We start from the raw sequence: 21187 nt of genomic DNA, 5'->3' as shown, positions 1-21187 counted from the left end.
CAGCATTTTCGTGAGATTAATATTTGACATATGAATATACTGGGAGTCCCCCACCAGAAGGAGCTCTCATGGCCCCCTCTCCGTTCCGGAGCACTGCAGTCGTCTGCAGCATCGTCACCGCGTCCCTCGGCTTCGGCCTCCTGACACCCACCGTGGCCACAGCGGCCGCGCCCACCCCCGCATCCGCATCGTCGTCCGCCCCGACCCGCGCTGACGATGCCCTCATCCCGAGCCTCCCGGTCGACCCGAAGATCCCAGCCGCGCAGGTCGTGTCCATCCAGGACACGACGGTCGGCTCCCGTGCTGTGATGGGCTTCGCCGGGTCTGACTGGGTGTACCTGCTCGACGGCGACACGGTCGTCAGCGCGTGGCCCGGGGGTGCCGGAGTGTTCACGCTGCGTGCGCTCGACAAGTACAGCGACCGGATCCTCGACATCGTCCGCGTCCACGTCGCCGCTGACGGCAAGAAGACCCGCACGGAACGCACGCCGCTTCCCCGGACGCTCCACGTCGACGGGCTCGAGGAGACGAACCAGTTCGTCCCCGGCACCCAGGAGTTCGCCGGGACCGCGGCGGCCGGTGCGACGATCACGGCGACGGACGCCGACGACACCGTCCTGTTCACGACGAAGGCCAGCGACGCCCGCTCCGCTGCGGGCTCGTGGAACGCGGAGGCGGACTTCGACGCCAAGCGACGCACGATCACCTTCACCCAGACGCTGCCGGACGGTCAGAGCACCGTGATCAACGCCGTCCGGTTCACGCCGCAGACCGGCGACACCCCGAACGCTCCCGAGGTCGGGCCGGCCGACCGACGCCTGGACGGTGACTTCACGGTGTGGGGCGAGGCCGACGCGAACGCGACCAAGGTCGAGGTACGCGATGCCCACGGCACGCTCATCACCGAGACGCCGGTCGTCGAGGAGCGCTTCGTCACCGTGGTGCCCCAGAAGTACCTCGGTACGACGGTCGAGGTCGTCGCCATCGCCGCCGACGGGTCCGAGTCGAAGCCGTCGTCCGCGGAGCTCCAGCCGCTACCGGTCGACGAGGACGTCGCGATGCCGGCGCTCAAGGAGGTGATCGTCCACCCGAACGGGAAGATCCAGCTGATCGGGGAACGCGAGAAGAGCCCCGGCGTCCAGGTCCTCGACGGCGATCGCGTCGTCGCGTCCTTCCAGCGAGACCAGAACGGGTGGAGCTTCACCATCGGCCCGGAGTACACCGGCCAGCAGCTCGACCTCGTCAACCTCGACTTCGACGGCCAGCGGTACGCGGCGACGTCCGAGCGTCTGGCGCTCCCGCGTCTCCTCGCTGTCGACGGTCTCGCCGAGGAGAACACCTACGTCCCCGGGGAGCGCGAGTTCCGCGGCCTGGCGGAGGCCGGCGCGACCGTCGTCGCCAAGGACAAGGACGGAACGGAACTCTTCCGTGCACAGGCGAAGCAGACCCGATCGGGCGTCGCCGAGTGGACGGCGAAGGCCGACCTCTCGAGCCGGAACGGGTACGACGTCACCTTCACGCAGACCACGGCAGACGGCCGCGTCTCGGTCATGAAGAACATCTCCTTCACTCCGCAGTCGGAGGAAGTGCAGCCACTCGAGCCCGTCACGGTGCACACCGAAACGATCACCCCCGGCGTAGTCAACAAGTTTGCCGGGACCGCCACGCCGAACGCGTCGATCCGCGTCCTGAACGCCTGGGGGACGCAGATCGTTCCGGGTACGATCACCGCCGACGCCGAGGGCACGTGGAGCTTCGAACGCGTGGTTTCCAAGGGCGCCACGACGTTCGACTTCGCCATCGAACAGACCTCGGACGGCCGTTCCGAGACCAGCCGGCTGTTCCGCCTCCAGGCAGCACCGTCCGTCCGAGAGGTCTCAGTCACGACGACCTCGGTCTCGGCAGGGACGGTGAACACCTTCAGAGGGACCGCCACGCCGAACGCATCAATCCGCGTCCTGAACGCCTGGGGGACGCAGATCGTGCCCGGCACGATCACCGCCGACGCCGAGGGCACCTGGACCTTCGAACGCGTGGTGTCCAAGGGCGCCACGAAGTTCGACTTCGCCATCGAACAGACGGTCGCCGGAGTCGCCGACACCAGTCGCGTGTTCAGTATCCACGCATCCTGATCAGACGTGGCCGCCGCCGGCACAGCCGTCCCGGCGGCGGCCACGTCCCACGGATCAATCGGTGACGGCAGCACCGCCCTCCGCGACGTGCACGGTCGCGTTCCCCCACGAGTTGCCTGTCACTCGGAAGTCGTTGTCCGGGGCCCCGAACCGCACCGCGACAGCCAGGGTCGGACTCGACGCCTCGAACTTGTTGTCACGGATCGAGCCGTCGTTCGCACCGGATCGCACGTTCACGCCCACTCGTGAACCGCTGACACTGTGGACACGGTTCCGCCGGATCAGGACGTCCGCGTTCGAATGTGCGAGGCAGATCGCGTTGTCGCCACTCCACACCACACGGTTGTCGTCGACGACCATCCCCCGCGTCAGCTTGAGCAGGATGCCGGCCTCTCCAGCGGCGCCGCCGGCTCCGGTCACTGTGTTGCCGGTCACGGTCCCGGTGGCCCGAGGCCTCGACGAGCCCACCGTGGTTCCGGCACCGCTGACGAGGATCCCCGACCCTGGGGCAGTACCAGGTCGGCGGGAGATCGTGTTGTCGGCGATGACGAGACCGATCGGAGCCACACTCGTCTGCGTGCGGTCGGTAGGGTCCTTCGACGGAACCGCGGCAATCCCGACGCGGCAGTCGGACACGATGTTCCTGCGGATCTCGATGGCCTCGCCGGCATGCGTGTCGATGCCTTCCCAGTCGAGCACCCCCGAGATGCGGTTCCCGACCACTCGGACACGAGCCGATCGACGGGTCACGTCGGGCGTCGAGGTCGCGTCGCGCGTCAGGGTGATCCCGTAGGAGTTGATCCGGCCACGCGGCTGGCGGACGTCTGCGATCCGGTTCCCGTCGATCGAACCGTCGACGACGCCGACTCCGACGATGCCCGCGTAACCGAGCCGTTGCATCGTCGTGCCGGTGACGCGGAAGTCATCGCAGTACTCGAGATGGACGCCATCGTGAGGCACGTCACGGAACCGGCCGCCCCGAACGACGATCCCGCTGATCGGCGCGAGCCGCTTCCCGATGGCGGCGATGCCGTGGCCGCCACCTCCGCTGTCCGCTCCGACTCCTCGGATGTCCGGATCGATGACCTCCACGTTCGAAGCGGTGACGAGGAGCGCGGTCGCGTCGGTGGACATCCGGATGGAACCGCCAGGGGCGAACCGGACACGGATCCCCCGGTCGATGACGAGACTGCGTGAGCGGGTCCACTGCCGGTCGATGAGCAGCTCGCCACCAGGGGGACCTTCTGCACGGCATCACGCAGGACATCCGTCGACGAGTCGTCCGCAGCCTCCGTGGCGGGTGGTCTCCCCGACCGATCAAGAAGGCAGCACCGCTCGCTCCAGCGATGGCGGCGAGCACCACCGAACGTCGGCCGACCACTCCTCGATGGGACGGCTTCGCTGATCCTGCCGCGTCGACACGCTGCTTCCTCTTCATTGCCTCGCTCCGCCTGGTGCTCCACTCGAGATGACTGCATCGCTGCGCTCGCGATCATAGAAGCGCATCTCGGCATTCACCGCATTTTGGCATTCTGAGTTGTCAATATCACGGGACGTATCGCCTTTCGTGTATCCAGTTTTACATCTGATACATTGCAAAAGCCGGCCAGATCGGCCCGGTCAGCACATGCCGACCGGACTCAGAGACGAGATTGAGGAACACGAACGCATGACGAGAACACCCCGTTCCATTGCTGCACTCGGTGCCGCCGGGTTCACGGCCCTGACCATCGCGGCCGGCGCCGGCCTCACACCGGCGCATGCGGACCCTCGGGACTCGGACTCGACGTTGGTCGGTCCGCTCGTTACCGAGACGTCCGCCTTCGCCGGTGACCCGTCGACGCCGACCTTCAGCTCGCCGTCGGTGGTCGCCGCTGGCGAGGAGATCCCCGCGAACCGGTCCAGGACGCTCGAGGCAGCCAGGGCCGCAGCCGTCCGGTGGACGATCCCGGCACCGGGCGCCGTCACGACTGTGCGACCGGTCAGCGCAGCGGAGCTCTGCCTCACGGCAGGGAGCGCATCCGTCACCGGCTACTCCCCGGTCACACTCGAGACCTGCGAGCCGGGCGATCCCAAGCAGCAGTTCCGCACGGCGTCCAACGCCGGCTCGAACAACCCGATCGGCACCGGATTGCAATCGACGTACAACCAGGGATTCCTGGGCCTGTTCAACACCGACGGCGTCATGCGGCTGCAGTCCCAGAACGTCGCGGACCGGATTCCCACCATCGAGGACTTCGTCCCGACGTTCAGCGCCACGGTGGACTCGGTCGACGTCCTGACTCGGAGTGCCCAGATCTCCGGGACGGGAACTCCCGGGGCGACCGTCCTCATCGACGGCCGGAACCCGCGAGTCATCGACTCCGAAGGACGATGGACTGCCCAAGTGTCGAACCTGCCGCTCGGCACCAGCACGCTCTCCCTGGAACAGTACGAAGGCCGCGAACAGACCGCGACGGCGGATCTCGACGTCGTCCTCACCGCAGCACCCCTGACCTTCGAGATCGAGACCGACGGCACCGATCTCGACAAGCCCGCCACGGCGACCGGGACCGCTCAGCCGGGTGCCGAAGTCCGGCTGTTCGACCCCTCGGGCGACCAGCTGGGCGATTCGACCACCGCCGACGCGGAAGACGGGACCTGGTCGATCGCGATCCCGGCCCCGGACGCCGGCGGCGTGCTCCGCGTGACCGGGGCGCAGTTCATCGACGGAACGCGCGACACCGAGCACGAGCTCGAGCGCGATGTCGACTACGGCGCTGCAGTCGCCATCTCGACACCTGAGGACGGCGCGGCACACCGAGGGGGCCCAGTCTCGATGTCCGGTGACGGAGAACCCGGCTCCGCGATCGAGGTCCGCGAGGTCACCGCGGACGGAGAGCGCGTTGTCGGCCGCAGCGCGGAGGGCGTCCTTCCGAGCGGTCGCTGGTTCGTCGACACGGACGACCTCGATCGCGCAGAGCACCTCCTCCGGGTCGTCCAGCGGTCCAAGGGTGCGAACACGACCCGCGCCGAGGTGACGATCAACCCGGGCCAGAACGGCCGGCTCACGCCCGTCCGTCTCGTCGCACCCGACGCCGTGGTACCCGGCGTCTCCAACCTGATCTCCGGAACCGGCGAACCCGGAGCGTCCTTCCGCGTCCTGAACGCGTCGGGGACCCAGATCGTGCCCGGCACCCACACGGTGGACGATGAGGGGAACTGGAGCTTCGAGCGCGTCGTGTCGAACAGTGCAACGTCGTTCGAATTCGCGATCGAGCAGACGAAGGACGACCAGGGCCCCGAGCTCTCGGAGCTGTTCAGCCTCGCCGCGACCGAAGCCTTCGATCCGATCGTCCTCGGGACGCGAGCGGTCGACCCCGGAGTGGTGAACACCTTCGAAGGCACCGGCCCGGCCGGAGCCACGATGCGGGTGCTCAACGCTTCCGGGAACCAGATCGTGCCGGACGCCGTGACGGTGGATGAGAACGGCGGCTGGTCCTTCGAACGAGCCGTGTCTCGCGGTGCGATGAAGTTCGACTTCAAGCTCGAGGTCTCGATCTCCGGAGTGCAGTACACGACGTCCCTCTACACGATCTACGCGAACACGAAGTGACGCGTTGACGACGGGACGCCCTCGGAACCACGACGGTTCCGAGGGCGTCCTCGTCAGAACGACCGTGTCAGCGCGGCCCGCGGTACAGCACGATCTGCGTGTTCCGCTGCGGCCGCGACCCCGCCTTCAGCGAGATGGCGGCGCCAGACGCCGTGGCTGCGAACACGCGGGCTCCTGGGCGGTTGATGAGCTGGTCGGCGAGCGCGGTCTCGAGCTCGCTCACCCGCTGGCGGAGCGCCCGGTTCTCGTTCTCGAGGTCGAGGACACGACGGATCCCCTCGAGCGAGACCCCCTCGGAGCCGAGCCGCGCGACCTCGCGCAGCTGCGCGACGTCCCGCATCGAGTACCGACGCGACCCGCCGCGCGTGCGGCCCGGGACGACCAGGCCGAGCCGGTCGTACTGCCGCAGGGTCTGCGGGTGCATCTCGGCGAGCTCCGCCGCCATCGCGATCGCGAAGACGGGCGAGTTCTCGTCCATGTCGGTCATGGCGTGTTCCTTCCGCCGTTCGCGTGGTGGTGAAAACCAGCCTGGAGGCACGGCGCGCGTTCCTGACGGAGCCGCGCCGTGCCTCCAGGCCGGGTCTACTGCTGTTGTTGCGTGACGCTAGCTGCGCGCCTTGGCGAGGAGGTCCTCGCGGGGATCTTCATCCGGCAGGGTCTCGGCGAGGGCCTCGACGGCCTCCCGCTGCTTGTCCGACAGGTGCGACGGCACCGCGACCTGGACGGTGGCGAGCAGGTCGCCCGTCCCGTTCTTGGTCGTGACGCCGCGGCCCTTGACGCGGAGGACGCGACCCGAGGGCGTGCCGGGTGCGACCTTCAGCTTGACGGTGGAACCGCCGAGCGTCGGGACCTGGATCGTCGCGCCGAGCGCTGCCTCGACGAACGTCACGGGGACGTCCAGTCGGAGGTTCTGCCCGTCGCGTTCGAACACCGGGTGCTTCCGGACGGTGACGGTGACGACGAGGTCACCGGCCTCACCGCCGTCGGGCGAGGGTTCACCGCGCCCGCGGAGCCGGATCTTCTGGCCGTCCGCCACCCCAGCGGGGATGCGGACGTTCACCGGACGACCGTTGCCCTGCGACAACTTGACGGTGTCACCGGCGATCGCCGTGGTGAAGTCGAGCGTCGTCGACGCCGTGACGTCGCGACCCTTCGTCGGCCCTCCGAAGCCGCGGTAGCCGCCGGAGGTCTGGCCGAAGCCACCGCCGCCGCCGAACATGCCGCCGAGGATGTCCTCGAAGCCACCGGCACCGCCGGCACCACCTTGACCGAAGCGAACACGCTGTCCGCCCCCGCCCTGCTGCCCGAACATGCCACCGAAGACGTCCTCGAAGCCGCCGCCCTGGCCTCCGCCGCCCGCTGTGAAGCGGGCGCCGGAGCCCATGGCGCGGACCTGGTCGTACTCCTGACGCTGCTCCTTGTCGGAGAGCACCGAGTAGGCCTCGCTGATCTCCTTGAAGCGGTTCTCCGCCGCGGTGTCACCCGGGTTGGAGTCCGGGTGGAACTGCCGCGCGAGCTTCCGGTAGGTCTTCTTCAGCTCGGCCTCCGACGCGTCCTTCGACACTCCGAGGACCTTGTAGAAGTCCTTGTCGAACCAGTCCTGACTGGCCACTGGTACCTACCTTCCGTTCCGGCTCAGGCCGGGACCGCCACCGCGACCTTGGCCGCACGCAGGACGCGCTCGCCGAGCTTGTAGCCCGGCTCGACGACGTCCGCCACGGTCTGGCCGGTGGCACCCAGGGTCGGGAGCTGGACGATCGCCTCGTGGATGTTCGGGTCGAAGGACTCGCCCTTCTCGCCGATCTGCACGAGCTTGAACTTGTCGAAGCCCCCGCGGATCTTCTGACCGATGACCTGCATCGGACCCTCGGCGAGGTCACCGTGGGCCTCGGCCCGGGTGAGGTCGTCGAGCGCCGGGAGGAGCGCACGCACGACCTCGGCGATGGCGACCTCGCGGTTGGCCTCACGGTCACGCTCGACGCGCTTCCGGAAGTTCACCAGCTCCGCCTGCGCACGGAGCATGTCCGCACGCATCTCGGCGACCAGGTCGCGGTCCTCGGTGCTCAGCTTGTCCTCGGCGATGCCGCGAGCGGCGTCGGCGAGGAGTGCCTCGTCCTCGGGGAGAGGTCGGTGGCACCCCCTGCCGGCGCGTCCGTCGGGACCTCGACGTCGGGGCCTTCGGCCTCGATGAGGTCCTCCGGCTGCTCCGCGTTGGTGGCGTCCCCTTCGACCTGGGGCTCGTCCTCGTTGGGGACGTTGTCCTTGGGGTCCGTCATCTACTTCTTGTCCTTGTCGTCCTCGTCGTCCACGACCTCGGCGTCGACGATGTCCTCGTCGTCCTGCGCTGCCTGGTCGGCGGTGGGCTGCTCACCAGCGGGGGCGCCAGCGTCCTGCTGGGAGTAGATCGCCTGGCCGAGCTTGCCCTGCGACTCGTTGAGCTTGTCGAACGCGGTCTTCACGGCCTCGTCGTCCTCACCCGCGAGCGCGGACTTCAGCGCGTCGACGTCGGCCTGCACCTCGGACTTGACGTCCGCGGGGAGCTTGTCGTCGTTCTCCTTGACGAGCTTCTCGATGGAGTAGACGAGCTGCTCGGCCTGGTTGCGACGCTCGTTGGCCTCGCGGCGGGCCTTGTCCTCGGCGGCGTGCTCCTCGGCCTCGCGGACCATGCGCTCGATGTCCTCCTTCGGCAGCGACGAGCCGCCGGAGATGACCATCGACTGCTCCTTGCCGGTGCCCTTGTCCTTCGCGGACACGTGCACGATGCCGTTGGCGTCGATGTCGAAGGTGACCTCGACCTGCGGGACGCCACGGGGAGCCGGCGCGATGCCGGTGAGCTCGAAGGTGCCGAGCGGCTTGTTGTCGCGGGTGAACTCGCGCTCGCCCTGGAAGACCTGGATCGCGACCGACGGCTGGTTGTCGTCAGCGGTCGTGAAGGTCTCGCTCCGCTTGGTCGGGATCGCGGTGTTGCGGTCGATGAGCTTCGTCATCAGGCCGCCCTTGGTCTCGATGCCGAGCGACAGCGGCGTGACGTCGATGAGGAGGACGTCCTTGCGCTCGCCCTTCAGGACACCGGCCTGCAGCGCGGCACCGACGGCGACGACCTCGTCCGGGTTGACGCCCTGGTTCGGGGACTTGCCACCGGTCAGCGACTTGACGACCTCGGCCACGGCGGGCATGCGGGTCGAGCCACCGACGAGCACCACGTGCGCGATCTCGTTGACCGAGACACCGGCTTCCTTGATGACGTCGTTGAACGGCTTCTTGGTGCGGTCGAGCAGGTCGGAGGTCATCTGCTCGAACTGCGCGCGCGAGATGGTCTCGTCGAGGTTGAGCGGACCCTCGGCCGTGAGCGTCAGGTACGGGAGCTGGATGTTCGCCGACATCTGCGACGACAGTTCCTTCTTCGCCTGCTCGGCGGCTTCCTTCAGACGCTGCTTGGCGATCTTGTCCGTGGACAGGTCGACGCCGTGCTCGTCCTTGAACTTCTTGATCAGGAAGTCGACGATGCGCTGGTCCCAGTCGTCGCCGCCGAGGCGGTTGTCGCCGGAGGTCGCGCGGACCTGGATCGTGGAGAAGTCGTCGTCCTTGCCCACCTCGAGCAGGGAGACGTCGAACGTGCCGCCACCGAGGTCGAAGACCAGGATGAGCTCGTCTTCCTTGCCCTTGTCGAGGCCGTACGCCAGCGCAGCCGCGGTCGGCTCGTTGATGATGCGGAGGACGTTGAGGCCGGCGATCTCACCGGCGTCCTTCGTGGCCTGGCGCTCGGCGTCGTTGAAGTACGCCGGCACGGTGATGACCGCGTCGGTGACGTCTTCGCCGAGGTACTGCTCGGCGTCGCGCTTGAGCTTGCCGAGGGTGCGGGCCGAGATCTCCTGCGGCGTGTACTTCTTGCCGTCGATCTCGGTCGTCCAGTCGGTGCCGATGTGGCGCTTGACCGACGCGATGGTGCGGTCGACGTTCGTGACGGCCTGGCGCTTGGCGGTCTCGCCGACCAGCACCTCGCCGTCCTTCGTGAAGGCGACGATCGACGGTGTGGTGCGGAGGCCCTCGGCGTTCGCGATGACGGTGGGCTCACCGCCTTCGAGCACGCTGACGACCGAGTTGGTGGTTCCGAGGTCGATACCTACTGCACGTCCCATGTGGTGATGCTCCTTCGATTGGTGCGGAAGTCGTTGGACTTGCGTCCGATGGACTCAACTCTACTCCGGACGGGAGGCGCGTCAACCGCGGGTGTACAAAGTTGCGTCGTTCGCACTCAACTCACAGGAGGTCTCGAGTCGGTATCGCCGTTCGTATATTGGTATGTCACGTGATATTCTGTATGTACATGCAGCGACGGTCGGACCGTCGCGTGTGTGCCTCCCTCCCGCACAGCCGCCGTCGCGCGGCCTGTCCTGAAAGATGCACATGTCTCACAAGAAGAGGGCCGCAACGGCCTTCAAGTCCATGGGTGCGGCCGGACTGGCCGCTGCCACGATCGTTAGCGGCTTGGGACTCAGCTCCGCCGCCCACGCCAAGCCATCGACCGAGCAGTCGGCCGAGATCCTCGCCACGGACTCCGAATTCTCCTTCGTTTGGCGGGAATCGTCGTCGGTCTACCGCTCGGTGAATGGGTTCCGCGCTGAGGTGTCTGCCGCCACGGTCGGGAGCTACTCGAGCCTCGCTTCGGCGAAGAACGCCGCCCTGAAGTTCACGGTCGTTCCAGAGAGCGCTTCTACCTTCAAGATCAAGAGCACCCGTTTCAACCTTTGCCTCCTTACCGATTTCACCAATAACCCGCCGCGGGACAATTCAGTGGTGTACATGAATCCATGTGACGTCCCACGGCAGCCGCAGTTGATCTTCACGCGGGATGACAAGGGAATTCGCGTTGCGAATTTCAGCGTGGCCAAGCCCTATGTCGCCCCTAGATACCTTACTGAGACCAACACCTTCTTCAGTTTCGGCACCTCAAGTGAAGGCTTTCTGGACCTGCCGTCCCACCACTTCAACCCGTTCGCTGCGACCGTGAAGTCGACGGACTCTAGAGCGCGAACCGCTTCCGTCTCGGGCACGTCGCAGGCGAACGCACGGGTTGTCTTCAGTAACGGGCAGGAAACGATCGCGAACGAAAATGGCGAATGGAGCGTTGAGCTGGAGGACCTCAAGCTCGGCGAACAAACCCTCACCCTCGAGCAGCGCCTCGAAGGCGAAAAGTTTGGCGATGCAATCGACCTTGTTGTCGACCTCGACGTGGTCGAGGAGGACCTGACCGCGAAGGTCGACTCCGTCGACCACGCTGCTGGGACCGCGAGAGCTCTCGGGCACTGCGACGCCGGGCGCGACGATCACGATCGGCGAGCAGAGCACCACGGTCGACGAGGACGGCAAGTGGAGCCTGGAAGTCACCGACCTGCAGGCCGGGAAGAACGAGCTCGTCGTCGAGCAGACGATCGGTGACGACGTCATCGACTCCAAGACCGTCGACGTCACGATCAACGCCACCGCGGTCATCGGCCAGGACGGTACCGCCGTCACCCTCGAGCGCGGGGCCACGACGAAGGTCGAGGCGCTGTTCGAGACGCAGGGTGATGTCTCCCGTCCGGACGCGAAGGTGACCTTCACCGCTCCGGGGGCACGACCTTCGCCGAGGGTCAGAACACCATCCAAGGTGGCTACAAGAAGCCCGGCGAGGACTGGACGAACCGCTCCACGACCCTCACCGACGGTGACCTGTCGATGGACGGCAAGACGTACACATACGCCTTCAAGCCCGGCACGACCACGTGGACGCTCCCGGACGCGTCGCTCCTGCGGTGGAGCATCGACGTCGAGACCCCGGCGGGCGCGGCGGAGGGCACCTCGTCGATGAGCACCACGCTCGTCGGCACCGCTGTCGAAGGCTCCTTCAACGCCACCAGCACCACCGAGACGACGGTCGCCGTCCCGCTCACCGCAGAGGTGGAGTCCGTGGACAACGACGCGCAGTCGGCCGTGATCTCCGGAACGGCGACCAAGGGCGCCGAGGTCTCCATCGGCGAACAGCGCACCACCGTGGACACGACCACCGGCCGCTGGTCACTCACGGTCACGGGACTCGAGGACGGCGACAACGATCTCCTCGTCATCCAGAAGGTGAACGGCACCGAGGTCGACCGCAAGACCGTCACCGCCACGGTCACGCGCGACACCGAACTGGCCCCGATCACGCTCACGGGCCCCGCTTCTGTCACTCCTGGTCGGTCGAACACGTTCACCGGCACCGGCGAGCCCGGCGCGACCTACCGCGTGCTCAACGTGTCTGGTTCGCAGATCGTCCCGGGGACGCACGAAATCGATGCTGACGGCAACTGGTCGTTCGACCGGGTCGTCTCGAACGGCGCGGCGAACTTCCGCTTCGTGATCGAGCAGACCAAGAACGGTAAGACCTCCACCTCCGAGCTGTTCACGATCAACGCGACCGCTCTCGCTCCGGTCACGGTCACCGGTCCCGCCGGGGTCCGACCGGGGGTCTCGAACACCTTCACGGGAACGGGTGAGCCCGGGGCCACGTACCGGGTGCTGAACATCTCCGGCACCCAGATCGTCCCCGGGACGCACAAGATCGACGACGACGGCAACTGGACGTTCGACCGGGTCGTCTCGAACGGCGCGGCGAACTTCCGCTTCGTGATCGAGCAGACCAAGAACGGCCAGACCGTCAAGTCTGACCCCTTCACGATCAACGCGACCGCTCTCGCTCCGGTCACGGTCACCGGTCCCGCCGGGGTCCGACCGGGGGTCTCGAACACCTTCACGGGAACGGGTGAGCCCGGGGCCACGTACCGGGTGCTGAACATCTCCGGCACCCAGATCGTCCCCGGGACGCACACGATCGACGACGACGGCAACTGGACGTTCGACCGGGTCGTCTCGAACGGCGCGGCGAACTTCCGCTTCGTGATCGAGCAGACCAAGAACGGCCAGACCGTCAAGTCCGACCCCTTCACGATCAACGCGACCGCTCTCGCTCCGGTCACGGTCACCGGTCCCGCATCGGTCGCTCCGGGCCGCACCAACACCTTCACGGGAACCGGTGAGCCCGGGGCCACGTACCGGGTGCTGAACATCTCCGGCACCCAGATCGTCCCCGGAACGCACACGATCGACGACGACGGCAACTGGACGTTCGACCGGGTCGTCTCGAACGGCGCGGCGAACTTCCGCTTCGTGATCGAGCAGACCAAGAACGGACGCACGGAAGCCAGCGACCTCTTCACGCTGCCGGCCGACACCCGGTAGCAGCACCGGCCCCTCCCGCCGGCACCGGCGGGAGGGGCCACCCATGACCACTCCGGCGCACCAGCGCACCTCGATCCGGGAGGACACCCGATGAACACCCTGCTCACCCGCGGCCTTGCTGCGACCACCATCACGATCATCGCGGCGCTCGGCGTGACCGCTTGCAGCTCGGCAGAGAAGGCCCCGAAGACCTCTGCGAGCGCAACGTCGACCGCCACGCCGGCGGCGACCAAGTACAACGAGTGCATCGACGGCGCGGTGCAGCTCTGGGACGAGGACTCGACGTCGGACGAGACGATCACGGCTGCCGACTGCGACGCCGCCAACCTCATCAGCTCCGACCGCACGTACGAGCTCAGCCATGTCGGCACGATCACCGTCGAGGCAAAGGGAACGACGATCGCGGCCAAGGACGTCCAGAAGGTGGCGTTCACGGGGAACGACAACCGCCTGACCTACACGGGAGCCGCACCGGAGGTGGACGACCAGGGGTCGGGCAACACCGTCGAGGCTGCCGTCGAGTAGCTCCAGCAAGAGCCTGCGGGACGACGGCGCATCCGCTGTCGTCCCGCAGTCATGTCCTGCGTATTGTTCTTTCAGATGTGATGTTTTAAACTGGGATAACAACCCGATCCGGAGGCCTCCCCCAATGAACTACCTCGTCCTCGCCCGCGCAGTGCTCTCGGGGTGGTGGCTCGTCGTCGGTGCCATGGTCATCGGCGCCGGCACAGCGTTCTTCGTGACCTCCGTCACACCACCGACCTTCCAGGCATCCGCGTCCTACTACGTCTCCGTCGGAGGTCAAGGAGCCGATTCTGCGGGCGAGATCGCGCAGGGGTCGACGGCCGCGCAGCAGAAGATCAAGTCCTACACGCAGCTCGCGTCCTCGCCGCGGGTCCTGCAGCAGGTGATCGACGAGCTCCAGCTCGACACGACGGCCACGGCGCTCGCTTCGAAGGTGTCGTCCACCGTCAGCACCGGGACCGTCATCATCTCGATCTCCGCGCAGGACGAGTCGGCGCACTCCGCCGCTCGGATCGCCGAGCAGACCGGGAAGACACTGGCAACCCTGGTGTCCGAGATCGAACCCGTGAGTGCCAGCGGCGTCCCGTCGGTCAAGCTCGAAGAAGTCACCCCTGCATCCGTCCCGACCTCGCCGGTGACCCCCAAGAAGGCTGCGGATCTCGGCCTCGGCCTCGGCCTCGGCCTCGGCGTGGGCGTTGCACTCGCGCTCCTCCGCGCAGCGATGGACACCCGTGTCCGCTCCACCGAAGACCTCGACCCCGACGTGTCGGTGGTCGGCGACATCGCGTTCGACGCCGAGGCCGCCCGACGGCCGCTGATCGTCCGTGACGAGGCCCACAGCCCACGCTCCGAGGCCTTCCGGAGCCTACGCACCAACATCCAGTTCCTCCGGTCGAACGGGGTCGGGACGATCGCCGTCACGAGCGCCCGTCCATCCGAAGGGAAGACGACGACGACCGCCAACCTGGCGATCGCGCTGAGCACGAGCGGCGTCCGGACGGTGGTCGTGGACGCGGACCTCCGCCGACCGAACCTGGCGAACACGATGGGCCTCGAAGGCGCGGTCGGGCTCACGGACCTGCTCGTGGGGCGCGTCGAGATCGAGGACGTGCTCCAGGAGTGGGGCGAAGACGGCCTCAACGTCCTGCCAGCGGGAGCGATCCCGCCGAACCCCAGCGAGCTGATCGGCTCTGCTGCGATGGAGCGGGTGATCGCGGAGCTGACCTCCCGCTTCGACGTCGTCCTGATCGACACCCCGCCCGTACTCGCCGTCACCGACTCGGCCCTCGTCAGCACGATCGTGTCCACGACGCTGCTCGTCGCGGCAGCGAACCAGACGAAGCGCTCGGACATCCGGCAAGCGGTCGAGGCCCTGGCACGCGTCGGCGAGCGGCCCGACGGCATCGTCCTCACCAAGACCAAGCACAAGGCGTCTCGTTACTCCTCCTACCGCTCCGAGTACTCGGCCCGCGACACCGCCGCCTGATCGCCTCCGACTCGACCTCCCGACACTAGGACCCCGTCATGCAGAAGCTCCGCCGTGCCCGCACACTCCGAACGAAGCGCGCCCTCGACATCGTCGGCGCAGCCTCGGCCCTCGTCGCACTCGGACCGCTGATCGGCGTGGTCGCCGGGTTGGTCGCTCTGAAGCTCGGTCGACCGGTGCTCTTCCGGCAAGACCGTCCGGGGCTGCACGGGCGGACCTTCACGATCCTGAAGTTCCGCACCATGCTCGAGGTCGACCACGCGAGCGGCCGGGTCGACGACGCGGACCGCCTCACCACGTTCGGGCGCTTCCTCCGGTCAACGAGCTTGGACGAGCTCCCGAGCCTGTGGAACATCCTCCGGGGCGACATGAGCTTCGTCGGACCGCGTCCGAGCCTGTGCCGCTACCTCGACCTCTACACCGCCGAGGAGTCACGTCGGCACGACGTCCTCCCCGGACTGACCGGGCTCGCCCAGGTCCGCGGCAGGAACGAACTCCCGTGGCCGGACCGCCTCCGCTCCGACGTCGAGTACGTCGACCGGCTCTCGCTCGGTCTGGACGCACGCATCCTGCTCCGGACCGTGCTCGTGGTCATCCGACGCGAAGGCATCAACGCGCCGGGACACGCGAGCTCCGACGTGTTCCACGGCACTGCGGCGATGAGCGGCGGTTCCCGGTGAGGACGGTCTGGATCGTCAACCACTACGCGCACCATCGAGGCCGCGACGGACGCGCGACTCGCCACGAGCACCTCGCCGAAGGTCTCGCCGCCCACGGCTGGCACACCGTCGTCATCGCGGCCGGCACCGACCACCCCACCGGCCGCTCGCACCTGAGCGGCACGACGGTCCGTGAGCGTTGGGCCGGCGACGGCTACGAGTTCTGCTGGCTCCGCGGCGTCGACCATCAGGGAGCCGGACTCCGACGCGCCATCCGACGGGTCGCCGACATCGCCCTCTTCACCGCGGTGCTGCTCGCACCGGGAAGCCTGCGCGGCCTCCCCGACCGGATCTGATCGTGGGTGGCTCGTTCCACCCGCTCGCGGCGTGGGGCGCCTCCGTCATCGCCAGGCGGATGGGCGTGCCGTTCGTCTTCGAGCCGCGCGACCTGTGGCCGGAGTCGGCGCTCGGGCTCACCGGGATGACCGAACGGCACCCGGTCATCCGGGCTCTCCGCGCCCTGGAACGCACCACCGTCCAGCGGGCGGCGCACATCGTGTCCCCCTCGAAGGCGTGGGGCGCTACTACGCCGACCGCGGCCACGACGTCCCGTTCACCTGGGTGCCGAACGGCGTGACTCTCGACGAGCAGACCGACGACGGGCAGACGTTCGATGACTCAGGACCGGAGCGAGGCGGGCAGCGTGTCCGGCACGACGAAGCTCCTGACACCGCCTTCACGATCACGTACATCGGCTCGATGGGACCGGCGAACGCGCTCGAAGCCGTCATCGACGGCTTCGACCTCGCGGTCCGCCGCGCGGCCTCGACCGGCGGCCCCTCGCTCGCACTTCGTCTGGTCGGGGACGGAGCGGACGTGACCGCGCTCAGGGAACGCGCGTCGCGCCTCCCGTCCGCCGACCGCGTGTCCTGGGACGGACGCGTCCCGCAAGGGGAGGCCCGACGGATCGGCCGACAGGCCGACTGCCTCGTCGTCAACATGCACGACCTGCCGCTCTACCGCCACGGCGTCTCGATGAACAAGCAGTACGAGTACATGCTGCTCGGCCGAGCGCTCCTCGTCGGATCCCCGGTGCCCCTCGAACCCGTCGTCGCCTCCGGCAGCGGCCTCCACGTCACCCCGGACGACCCGGAAGCGCTCGCCGACGGCATGCTCGCACTCGCTTCGATGTCCGCCGCCGACCGTGCCGCGATGGGTGCCCGCGGCCGTGCGCACGTGATCCGTGAGCACTCCTACCGACGACTCGCCGGCACGCTCGCTGCTGCGCTCGACGCCGCGACCGCCCACTGACTCCCGAACCGAACAACGAGGAACCCGAACCATGCGCCCTGACATCTGCCACGTCTCCAGCGCCCACCCGTGGGTCGACAACCGCGTGCACCTGCGCGAGGCAGCTGCCGCCGCCCGAGCCGGGTACCGCGTCCGCCTCATCGCCGTGGAGTGTGACCTCGATGCTCCGCCCACCCCGGTCGACGTCGTGTGCATTCCGCGCCGACGTCGAATCCGTCGGATGGTGTTCTCCACGGTGCAGGTCCTGGTCCTCGCCCTCCGGTCCCGAGCCCGCGTCGTGCACCTGCACGATCCCGAGCTGATCTGGACCATCCCCGTGCTGCGGTTCGCCGGTCGGACCGTGGTCTACGACGCCCACGAGGACCTTCCCGACCAGGTCTGGGGCAAGGACTACCTGACCGACCGCCAGCGCGGCTTCTTCGCGTGGCTGTCACACGGACTGCTCCGCGTCGCCGGGACCGCTGACCGGATCGTCACGGCGACCGAGTGGACAGGACGCCGGTTCCCGGCATCGCGGCGGATCGCGATCCACAACTTCCCGCTCGCGCGTCCCGAAGACGACGCCCAGGTCAGCCTGGAGGCGCGCCCTGCGCTGGTCGCGCACGTCGGCGTCCTGAGTCACGACCGGGGGATCGACGTGCTCTCCGCGGTCGTCGACCAGACGGAGTTCCCAGCCGGATGGAGGATCGAGATGGTCGGCTCGATCGACCGCGCGACGTCGACGGAACGGCTCAGTGCCGCTGAGGCCACCGGGCGCGTGCACCACGGTGGCGTCGTCGGACCGATGGAAGCGCGGGACCTCCTCCTGCGCGCCCGGATCGGGATCGTCCCGTTCCGCCGGACCCCGGTGACCGATCAGATCTTCCCCACGAAGCTGTTCGAGTACCTGGCCGCGGGCTTGGCCGTCATCGCCACGGACGTCCCCCTCTGGCGGCACCTGCTCCGCGGGGTGGAGTGCGTGACGTTCGTCCCCGCCGACGACCCGGCGGCCATCGCGCGCGCTGTCCGGCGGTACGCGGATGATCCTGCGCTGCTCGAACGGCACGGTCGCGAAGCGCGGCGCGCCGCGTCGCGCTTCACGTGGGAACCGGAGGCCGCGCGGCTCGTGGAGATGTACGACGAACTCCTGCCCGGCGTGCGGACCGCGCTGACGAACGCACCGGCCACGCGGTGACGCCGGCGCCGTTGGACCGAGTCGAACTCGCGCGCCCAGTGTGGCGCGTACTCGGGGTCTTCACCGCGGTCGCGCTGCTGGGCCTCACGATGAACTGGATCTCGGCGACACTGGTCGCCCCGCTCTTCGCTTACCTGGGGTACACGTACGTCCCAGCGTCATGGCAGGTGCTGCTCGTGGTCCTGCTCATGACCACGGGAGTGGCACTGGCGCTCCCCGGGTACTGGCCCGGCCGTCGCACGTCGTGCTCTGGACCATCTTCGTCGTGTGCGTGAGCCCGACGATGATCATGAGCATCTCGACGGGCTACGTGCCGACCTCGACAGCGCTCGGTCTCTCAGCGGCCGTCGGCACGGCGTTCGCGTTGGTCTGTCTCGGCACACCGCGCGGTGCTGGTCTGCCGGACGGCAGCGAGGACGACACCAGCACGGCCCGTACCGACGCGATCCGCCTCGGATCACGCAGTGTCGGCCGGGGCACGCTGACCTGGATGGTCTGCGGCGTCTACTCGCTCGTCACCTACGGGGTGATGGCAGCGACGGTCGGCATCCACGTCCGGCTCCTGGCGCTCGACGACATCTACGAGGTCCGAGCGGACTACTCCGCCGATGTCGGCTCTGGCGGGACGCTCGGCTACCTCCTCACCGGGCAGGCGTACGTGATCAACCCGCTCGTCCTGGCCCGGGGGATCTTCCGACGGCGGCCGTCGCTGGTCGTGCTCGCGCTCGCCGGGCAGTTCCTGCTGTACTCGAGCACGGGCTTCAAGGCGGTCCTGTTCTCGTTCATCGCCGTGCTCGGCATGGCGCTGCTCTTCCGTGGATCACGGCCCGCACGGTCACTCCCGCTCCTTGCCGCGCCCCTCGTCATCATGGTGGCGTCTGCCGTGGCCGACGAGGTCCAGGGCGGCATCACGTGGACGTCGGTCTTCACTCGACGCTTCATGCTCACCCCCGGGCTGTTGTCGTCGGTCTACGTCGACTACTTCTCCGACAACCCGGTCGCACGGTACGGATACTCCTTCCTCAGCGCGTGGGTCGACTACCCCTACGACCTCCCGCCGCCGAAGCGGATCGCCGACTTCCTGGTCCCCGGGTCCGTCGGGTACGCGAACGCGAACCTCTTCGCGGACGGCTTCGCGAACTTCGGCTGGATCGGGATCTTCGTCGCCGCGGCGGCATTGTTCGTCTGGCTGCGGTTCCTGGACCGAGCGGCCCGCGGGCTCCCGATGCGGGTCGCCGCGATGGCTGTGGTGATGCCGAGCATCATGCTGTCGAACACGTCGATCTTCACCGCGATGCTCTCGCACGGACTGCTGATGGGGACGATCGTCATCGCGATCGCTCCTCGGACCGGCTGGGAACGGTCCCGTCCGCACACGGAGACGGCGATCGGTTCACCGTCGGGTGCGGTCACCGCCACGGTCGCCGCGGATGGTGCGACGAGTCGGATTGCTTCGCCTCACAAGGCCCGCACGGCGGCTCCGGCAGCGGTCGAGCACGAGGTTGCACCCCGGATCGCTCGGCACCGAGGTGCCAGTGTCAGCGAACGAACGCTCTGAGGATCGAACGACGAGCCCGGAGCGCCCGCCGCTCGACGGACGAGCGGCGGGACGTCACGCGCCTGTGCTGACCGCCTCGACGTGACAGCACCGGCGGCTCGGCCCGCGAACTACCCCCGTCCGCTGACGATCACGGCATCGACGACCAGGCCGGCTTTCGTGACCACGCGTCCAGGTCGCAACGTGTGCGACACACGATGCACGGGTCAGCCGTCTCGAAAGCGCGTCACGGCGCCCGAGCCGGCGACCACCGCGGACGTTGCCCCCGACCAATCGTTGTCTACCGACACGAGGTCGTTCGCCGACTGACGGCACATCATTCCGACGACCGGACCGGTCCCGCCGGTCGCATCGTACCGGTTCGCGAAGACCAGTCCGCGGTTCTCGGTCGCTCGGACGTCGTACGCAACAGACGTCGCTGAACCCTGCGTCCGAAGGCCGATGACGCGGTTCCGTGCGACGGTGATCTCGTCGTTCGAATGGTAGAGGGAAAGCCCCCGACGTGTCCCACCTGAACAGTGGTTGTCCGCGATGAGGAGTCGTCTCGTGAGGTACGCGAGGATCGATCCGTCGCGATCGCCGTCGCCGTAACCAGTGACGGTGTTGTGGAGCACGGTACCGGTCGCTCGTTCCGCCGTCGAGCCGACCGTCTCACCCGCGCCGCGCACGATGATCCCGGACCCGGGCCCTGCTGTGGAGCGGGCCACCACGTTGCCGATGACCGAACAGTCCACCGGTGCGTACTTCGTCGAGGTCGCGTCTGCTTCGTCCTTGGACGGGACCAAGGCGATGCCCACGCGGCAGTCCTCGATACGGTTCCGGACGATCGTGATCGACGAACCGCCGTGCGAGTCGATGCCCTCCCACTTCGTGACGCCGATGACGTGGTTGTCAGCGATGAGGATCCGAGCGCTCCGAGGCGCATCGACGAGCCCGGTCGTCGTCGCTCGGACCGCCTCGATGCCGTACGAATTCACGTAGGGCGTCGGTTGGGTCACGTTGGCGATGCGATTCCGGACGATGACGCCGTCCGTGCAGGAGAACATGAGGACGCCCGCGTACCCGACGTTCTCGATGACGCAGTCCGACACGGAAAAGCGTGAGCAGTGCTCGAGCAAGATTCCGTCGTGCGAGAAGCCCTGGATCTCGGCACCCGAGACGGTGATGTCGTCGAAGTGACGCGCGGCAGACCCGCCGACACGGATCGCGCGACCCAGTCCGGAATGATCGGCACCCGGACCCCTGAGGACGGCGTCGTGGATCGAGACGTTCGATGACCGCACCAGGACGAGGTCCATGTCTCGTGTCGTCGTCAACGAACCACCGACGAACCGCAGGGTCATCGGCCGGTCGATCACCAGTGGTTCGGACATCTGCCAATCACGTGTGATCGTCAATGTGGCGTCGGCCGCCATCGCATCGACCGCCCCTTGGAGCTCGAGGAAACCGACGTCGGAGACGAGGTTCGACGTTCCCGGGTCAGACGC

At 67.9% G+C, this 21187-nt stretch carries 19 protein-coding genes; 12 read left to right on the top strand and 7 right to left on the bottom strand.

Annotated features, from left to right (window positions below; all coding sequences use genetic code 11):
* Window positions 1-68 precede the first annotated feature (68 nt).
* Entirely contained in the window at window positions 69-2132 is a 2064-nt protein-coding gene (locus JN350_RS05265) for a hypothetical protein (RefSeq protein ID WP_205463791.1), read from the top strand.
* A gap of 54 nt (window positions 2133-2186) precedes the next feature.
* On the opposite strand, the gene JN350_RS05260 is transcribed toward JN350_RS05265, so the two are convergent.
* Window positions 2187-3266 (bottom strand): right-handed parallel beta-helix repeat-containing protein, encoded by a 1080-nt coding sequence (locus JN350_RS05260; RefSeq protein ID WP_205463790.1) that lies wholly within the window; start codon window positions 3264-3266, stop codon window positions 2187-2189.
* A gap of 433 nt (window positions 3267-3699) precedes the next feature.
* Between JN350_RS05260 and JN350_RS05255 the strand changes: the two genes are divergently transcribed.
* The gene (locus JN350_RS05255) at window positions 3700-5727 is read left to right on the top strand and encodes a collagen binding domain-containing protein (RefSeq protein WP_205463789.1); all 2028 of its coding nucleotides are present in this window, start codon (window positions 3700-3702) and stop codon (window positions 5725-5727) included.
* A gap of 67 nt (window positions 5728-5794) precedes the next feature.
* Here JN350_RS05255 and JN350_RS05250 read toward each other — a convergent pair whose 3' ends face one another.
* The 5 genes from JN350_RS05250 to dnaK form a co-directional block, all read right to left on the bottom strand.
* Entirely contained in the window at window positions 5795-6205 is a 411-nt protein-coding gene (locus JN350_RS05250) for a heat shock protein transcriptional repressor HspR (protein WP_205464372.1), read from the bottom strand.
* A gap of 126 nt (window positions 6206-6331) precedes the next feature.
* The gene (locus tag JN350_RS05245; RefSeq protein WP_205463788.1) at window positions 6332-7339 is read right to left on the bottom strand and encodes a DnaJ C-terminal domain-containing protein; all 1008 of its coding nucleotides are present in this window, start codon (window positions 7337-7339) and stop codon (window positions 6332-6334) included.
* Window positions 7340-7362: 23 nt separating this feature from the next.
* The gene (locus JN350_RS05240; RefSeq protein ID WP_205463787.1) at window positions 7363-7761 is read right to left on the bottom strand and encodes a nucleotide exchange factor GrpE; all 399 of its coding nucleotides are present in this window, start codon (window positions 7759-7761) and stop codon (window positions 7363-7365) included.
* Between the two features lie 29 nt (window positions 7762-7790).
* Entirely contained in the window at window positions 7791-8003 is a 213-nt protein-coding gene (locus JN350_RS05235) for a hypothetical protein (RefSeq protein ID WP_205463786.1), read from the bottom strand.
* A complete protein-coding gene (dnaK, locus tag JN350_RS05230; RefSeq protein ID WP_205463785.1) occupies window positions 8004-9866 on the bottom strand; it encodes a molecular chaperone DnaK in 1863 nt (620 codons plus the stop codon). It lies immediately after the preceding gene.
* Window positions 9867-10134: 268 nt separating this feature from the next.
* Here dnaK and JN350_RS05225 point away from each other — a divergent pair, with 268 nt between their 5' ends.
* The 10 genes from JN350_RS05225 (at window position 10135) to JN350_RS05180 (ending at window position 19700) form a co-directional block, all read left to right on the top strand.
* Entirely contained in the window at window positions 10135-11166 is a 1032-nt protein-coding gene (locus tag JN350_RS05225) for a hypothetical protein (RefSeq protein ID WP_205463784.1), read from the top strand.
* A gap of 279 nt (window positions 11167-11445) precedes the next feature.
* Window positions 11446-12987, top strand: a complete 1542-nt coding sequence (locus tag JN350_RS05220; RefSeq protein WP_205463783.1) for a hypothetical protein — start codon at window positions 11446-11448, stop codon at window positions 12985-12987.
* 90 nt (window positions 12988-13077) lie between these two features.
* Window positions 13078-13512, top strand: coding sequence for a DUF3060 domain-containing protein (locus JN350_RS05215; RefSeq protein ID WP_205463782.1), 435 nt, complete (start codon window positions 13078-13080; stop codon window positions 13510-13512).
* A gap of 124 nt (window positions 13513-13636) precedes the next feature.
* Window positions 13637-14998, top strand: a complete 1362-nt coding sequence (locus tag JN350_RS05210; protein ID WP_205463781.1) for a tyrosine-protein kinase domain-containing protein — start codon at window positions 13637-13639, stop codon at window positions 14996-14998.
* A 38-nt stretch (window positions 14999-15036) separates the two neighbouring features.
* Window positions 15037-15678, top strand: a complete 642-nt coding sequence (locus JN350_RS05205) for a sugar transferase (protein WP_205463780.1) — start codon at window positions 15037-15039, stop codon at window positions 15676-15678.
* 178 nt (window positions 15679-15856) lie between these two features.
* The gene (locus JN350_RS05200; RefSeq protein ID WP_205463779.1) at window positions 15857-16294 is read left to right on the top strand and encodes a glycosyltransferase; all 438 of its coding nucleotides are present in this window, start codon (window positions 15857-15859) and stop codon (window positions 16292-16294) included.
* Window positions 16231-16968, top strand: coding sequence for a glycosyltransferase (locus JN350_RS05195; protein ID WP_205463778.1), 738 nt, complete (start codon window positions 16231-16233; stop codon window positions 16966-16968). Before JN350_RS05200 ends, JN350_RS05195 begins: the two co-directional genes overlap by 64 nt.
* Window positions 16969-16999: 31 nt before the next feature.
* A complete protein-coding gene (locus tag JN350_RS05190; protein ID WP_205463777.1) occupies window positions 17000-18142 on the top strand; it encodes a glycosyltransferase in 1143 nt (380 codons plus the stop codon).
* Between the two features lie 11 nt (window positions 18143-18153).
* A complete protein-coding gene (locus tag JN350_RS05185; protein ID WP_205463776.1) occupies window positions 18154-18417 on the top strand; it encodes a hypothetical protein in 264 nt (87 codons plus the stop codon).
* Window positions 18418-18431: 14 nt separating this feature from the next.
* The gene (locus JN350_RS05180; RefSeq protein WP_205463775.1) at window positions 18432-19700 is read left to right on the top strand and encodes an O-antigen polymerase; all 1269 of its coding nucleotides are present in this window, start codon (window positions 18432-18434) and stop codon (window positions 19698-19700) included.
* Between the two features lie 206 nt (window positions 19701-19906).
* Here the strand turns inward: JN350_RS05180 and JN350_RS05175 are convergent, their stop codons facing one another.
* On the bottom strand, window positions 19907-21073 hold the full coding sequence (locus JN350_RS05175) for a right-handed parallel beta-helix repeat-containing protein (protein ID WP_205463774.1): 1167 nt from the start codon (window positions 21071-21073) through the stop codon (window positions 19907-19909).
* Window positions 21074-21187: the final 114 nt, after the last annotated feature.

Origin of the sequence: Curtobacterium sp. 24E2, from assembly GCF_016925595.1 — a bacterium.
Classification (GTDB): domain Bacteria; phylum Actinomycetota; class Actinomycetes; order Actinomycetales; family Microbacteriaceae; genus Curtobacterium.
Note: the sequence above shows the minus strand (reverse complement) of the source record. Positions and strands in the feature narration are given on the sequence as shown.

What these genes read in the sequence shown, in the direction of transcription:
- JN350_RS05260 (WP_205463790.1), bottom strand. Translation starts at nt 3,266, where the DNA reads ATGTCCACCGACGCGACCGCGCTCCTCGTCACCGCTTCGAACGTGGAG.
- JN350_RS05190 (WP_205463777.1), top strand. Translation starts at nt 17,000, where the DNA reads ATGCGCCCTGACATCTGCCACGTCTCCAGCGCCCACCCGTGGGTCGAC.
- JN350_RS05205 (WP_205463780.1), top strand. Translation starts at nt 15,037, where the DNA reads ATGCAGAAGCTCCGCCGTGCCCGCACACTCCGAACGAAGCGCGCCCTC.
- JN350_RS05225 (WP_205463784.1), top strand. Translation starts at nt 10,135, where the DNA reads ATGTCTCACAAGAAGAGGGCCGCAACGGCCTTCAAGTCCATGGGTGCG.
- dnaK (WP_205463785.1), bottom strand. Translation starts at nt 9,866, where the DNA reads ATGGGACGTGCAGTAGGTATCGACCTCGGAACCACCAACTCGGTCGTC.
- JN350_RS05235 (WP_205463786.1), bottom strand. Translation starts at nt 8,003, where the DNA reads ATGACGGACCCCAAGGACAACGTCCCCAACGAGGACGAGCCCCAGGTC.
- JN350_RS05240 (WP_205463787.1), bottom strand. Translation starts at nt 7,761, where the DNA reads ATGCGTGCGGACATGCTCCGTGCGCAGGCGGAGCTGGTGAACTTCCGG.
- JN350_RS05175 (WP_205463774.1), bottom strand. Translation starts at nt 21,073, where the DNA reads ATGTCCGAACCACTGGTGATCGACCGGCCGATGACCCTGCGGTTCGTC.
- JN350_RS05215 (WP_205463782.1), top strand. Translation starts at nt 13,078, where the DNA reads ATGAACACCCTGCTCACCCGCGGCCTTGCTGCGACCACCATCACGATC.
- JN350_RS05210 (WP_205463781.1), top strand. Translation starts at nt 13,637, where the DNA reads ATGAACTACCTCGTCCTCGCCCGCGCAGTGCTCTCGGGGTGGTGGCTC.
- JN350_RS05180 (WP_205463775.1), top strand. Translation starts at nt 18,432, where the DNA reads ATGAGCATCTCGACGGGCTACGTGCCGACCTCGACAGCGCTCGGTCTC.
- JN350_RS05220 (WP_205463783.1), top strand. Translation starts at nt 11,446, where the DNA reads ATGGACGGCAAGACGTACACATACGCCTTCAAGCCCGGCACGACCACG.
- JN350_RS05265 (WP_205463791.1), top strand. Translation starts at nt 69, where the DNA reads ATGGCCCCCTCTCCGTTCCGGAGCACTGCAGTCGTCTGCAGCATCGTC.
- JN350_RS05250 (WP_205464372.1), bottom strand. Translation starts at nt 6,205, where the DNA reads ATGGACGAGAACTCGCCCGTCTTCGCGATCGCGATGGCGGCGGAGCTC.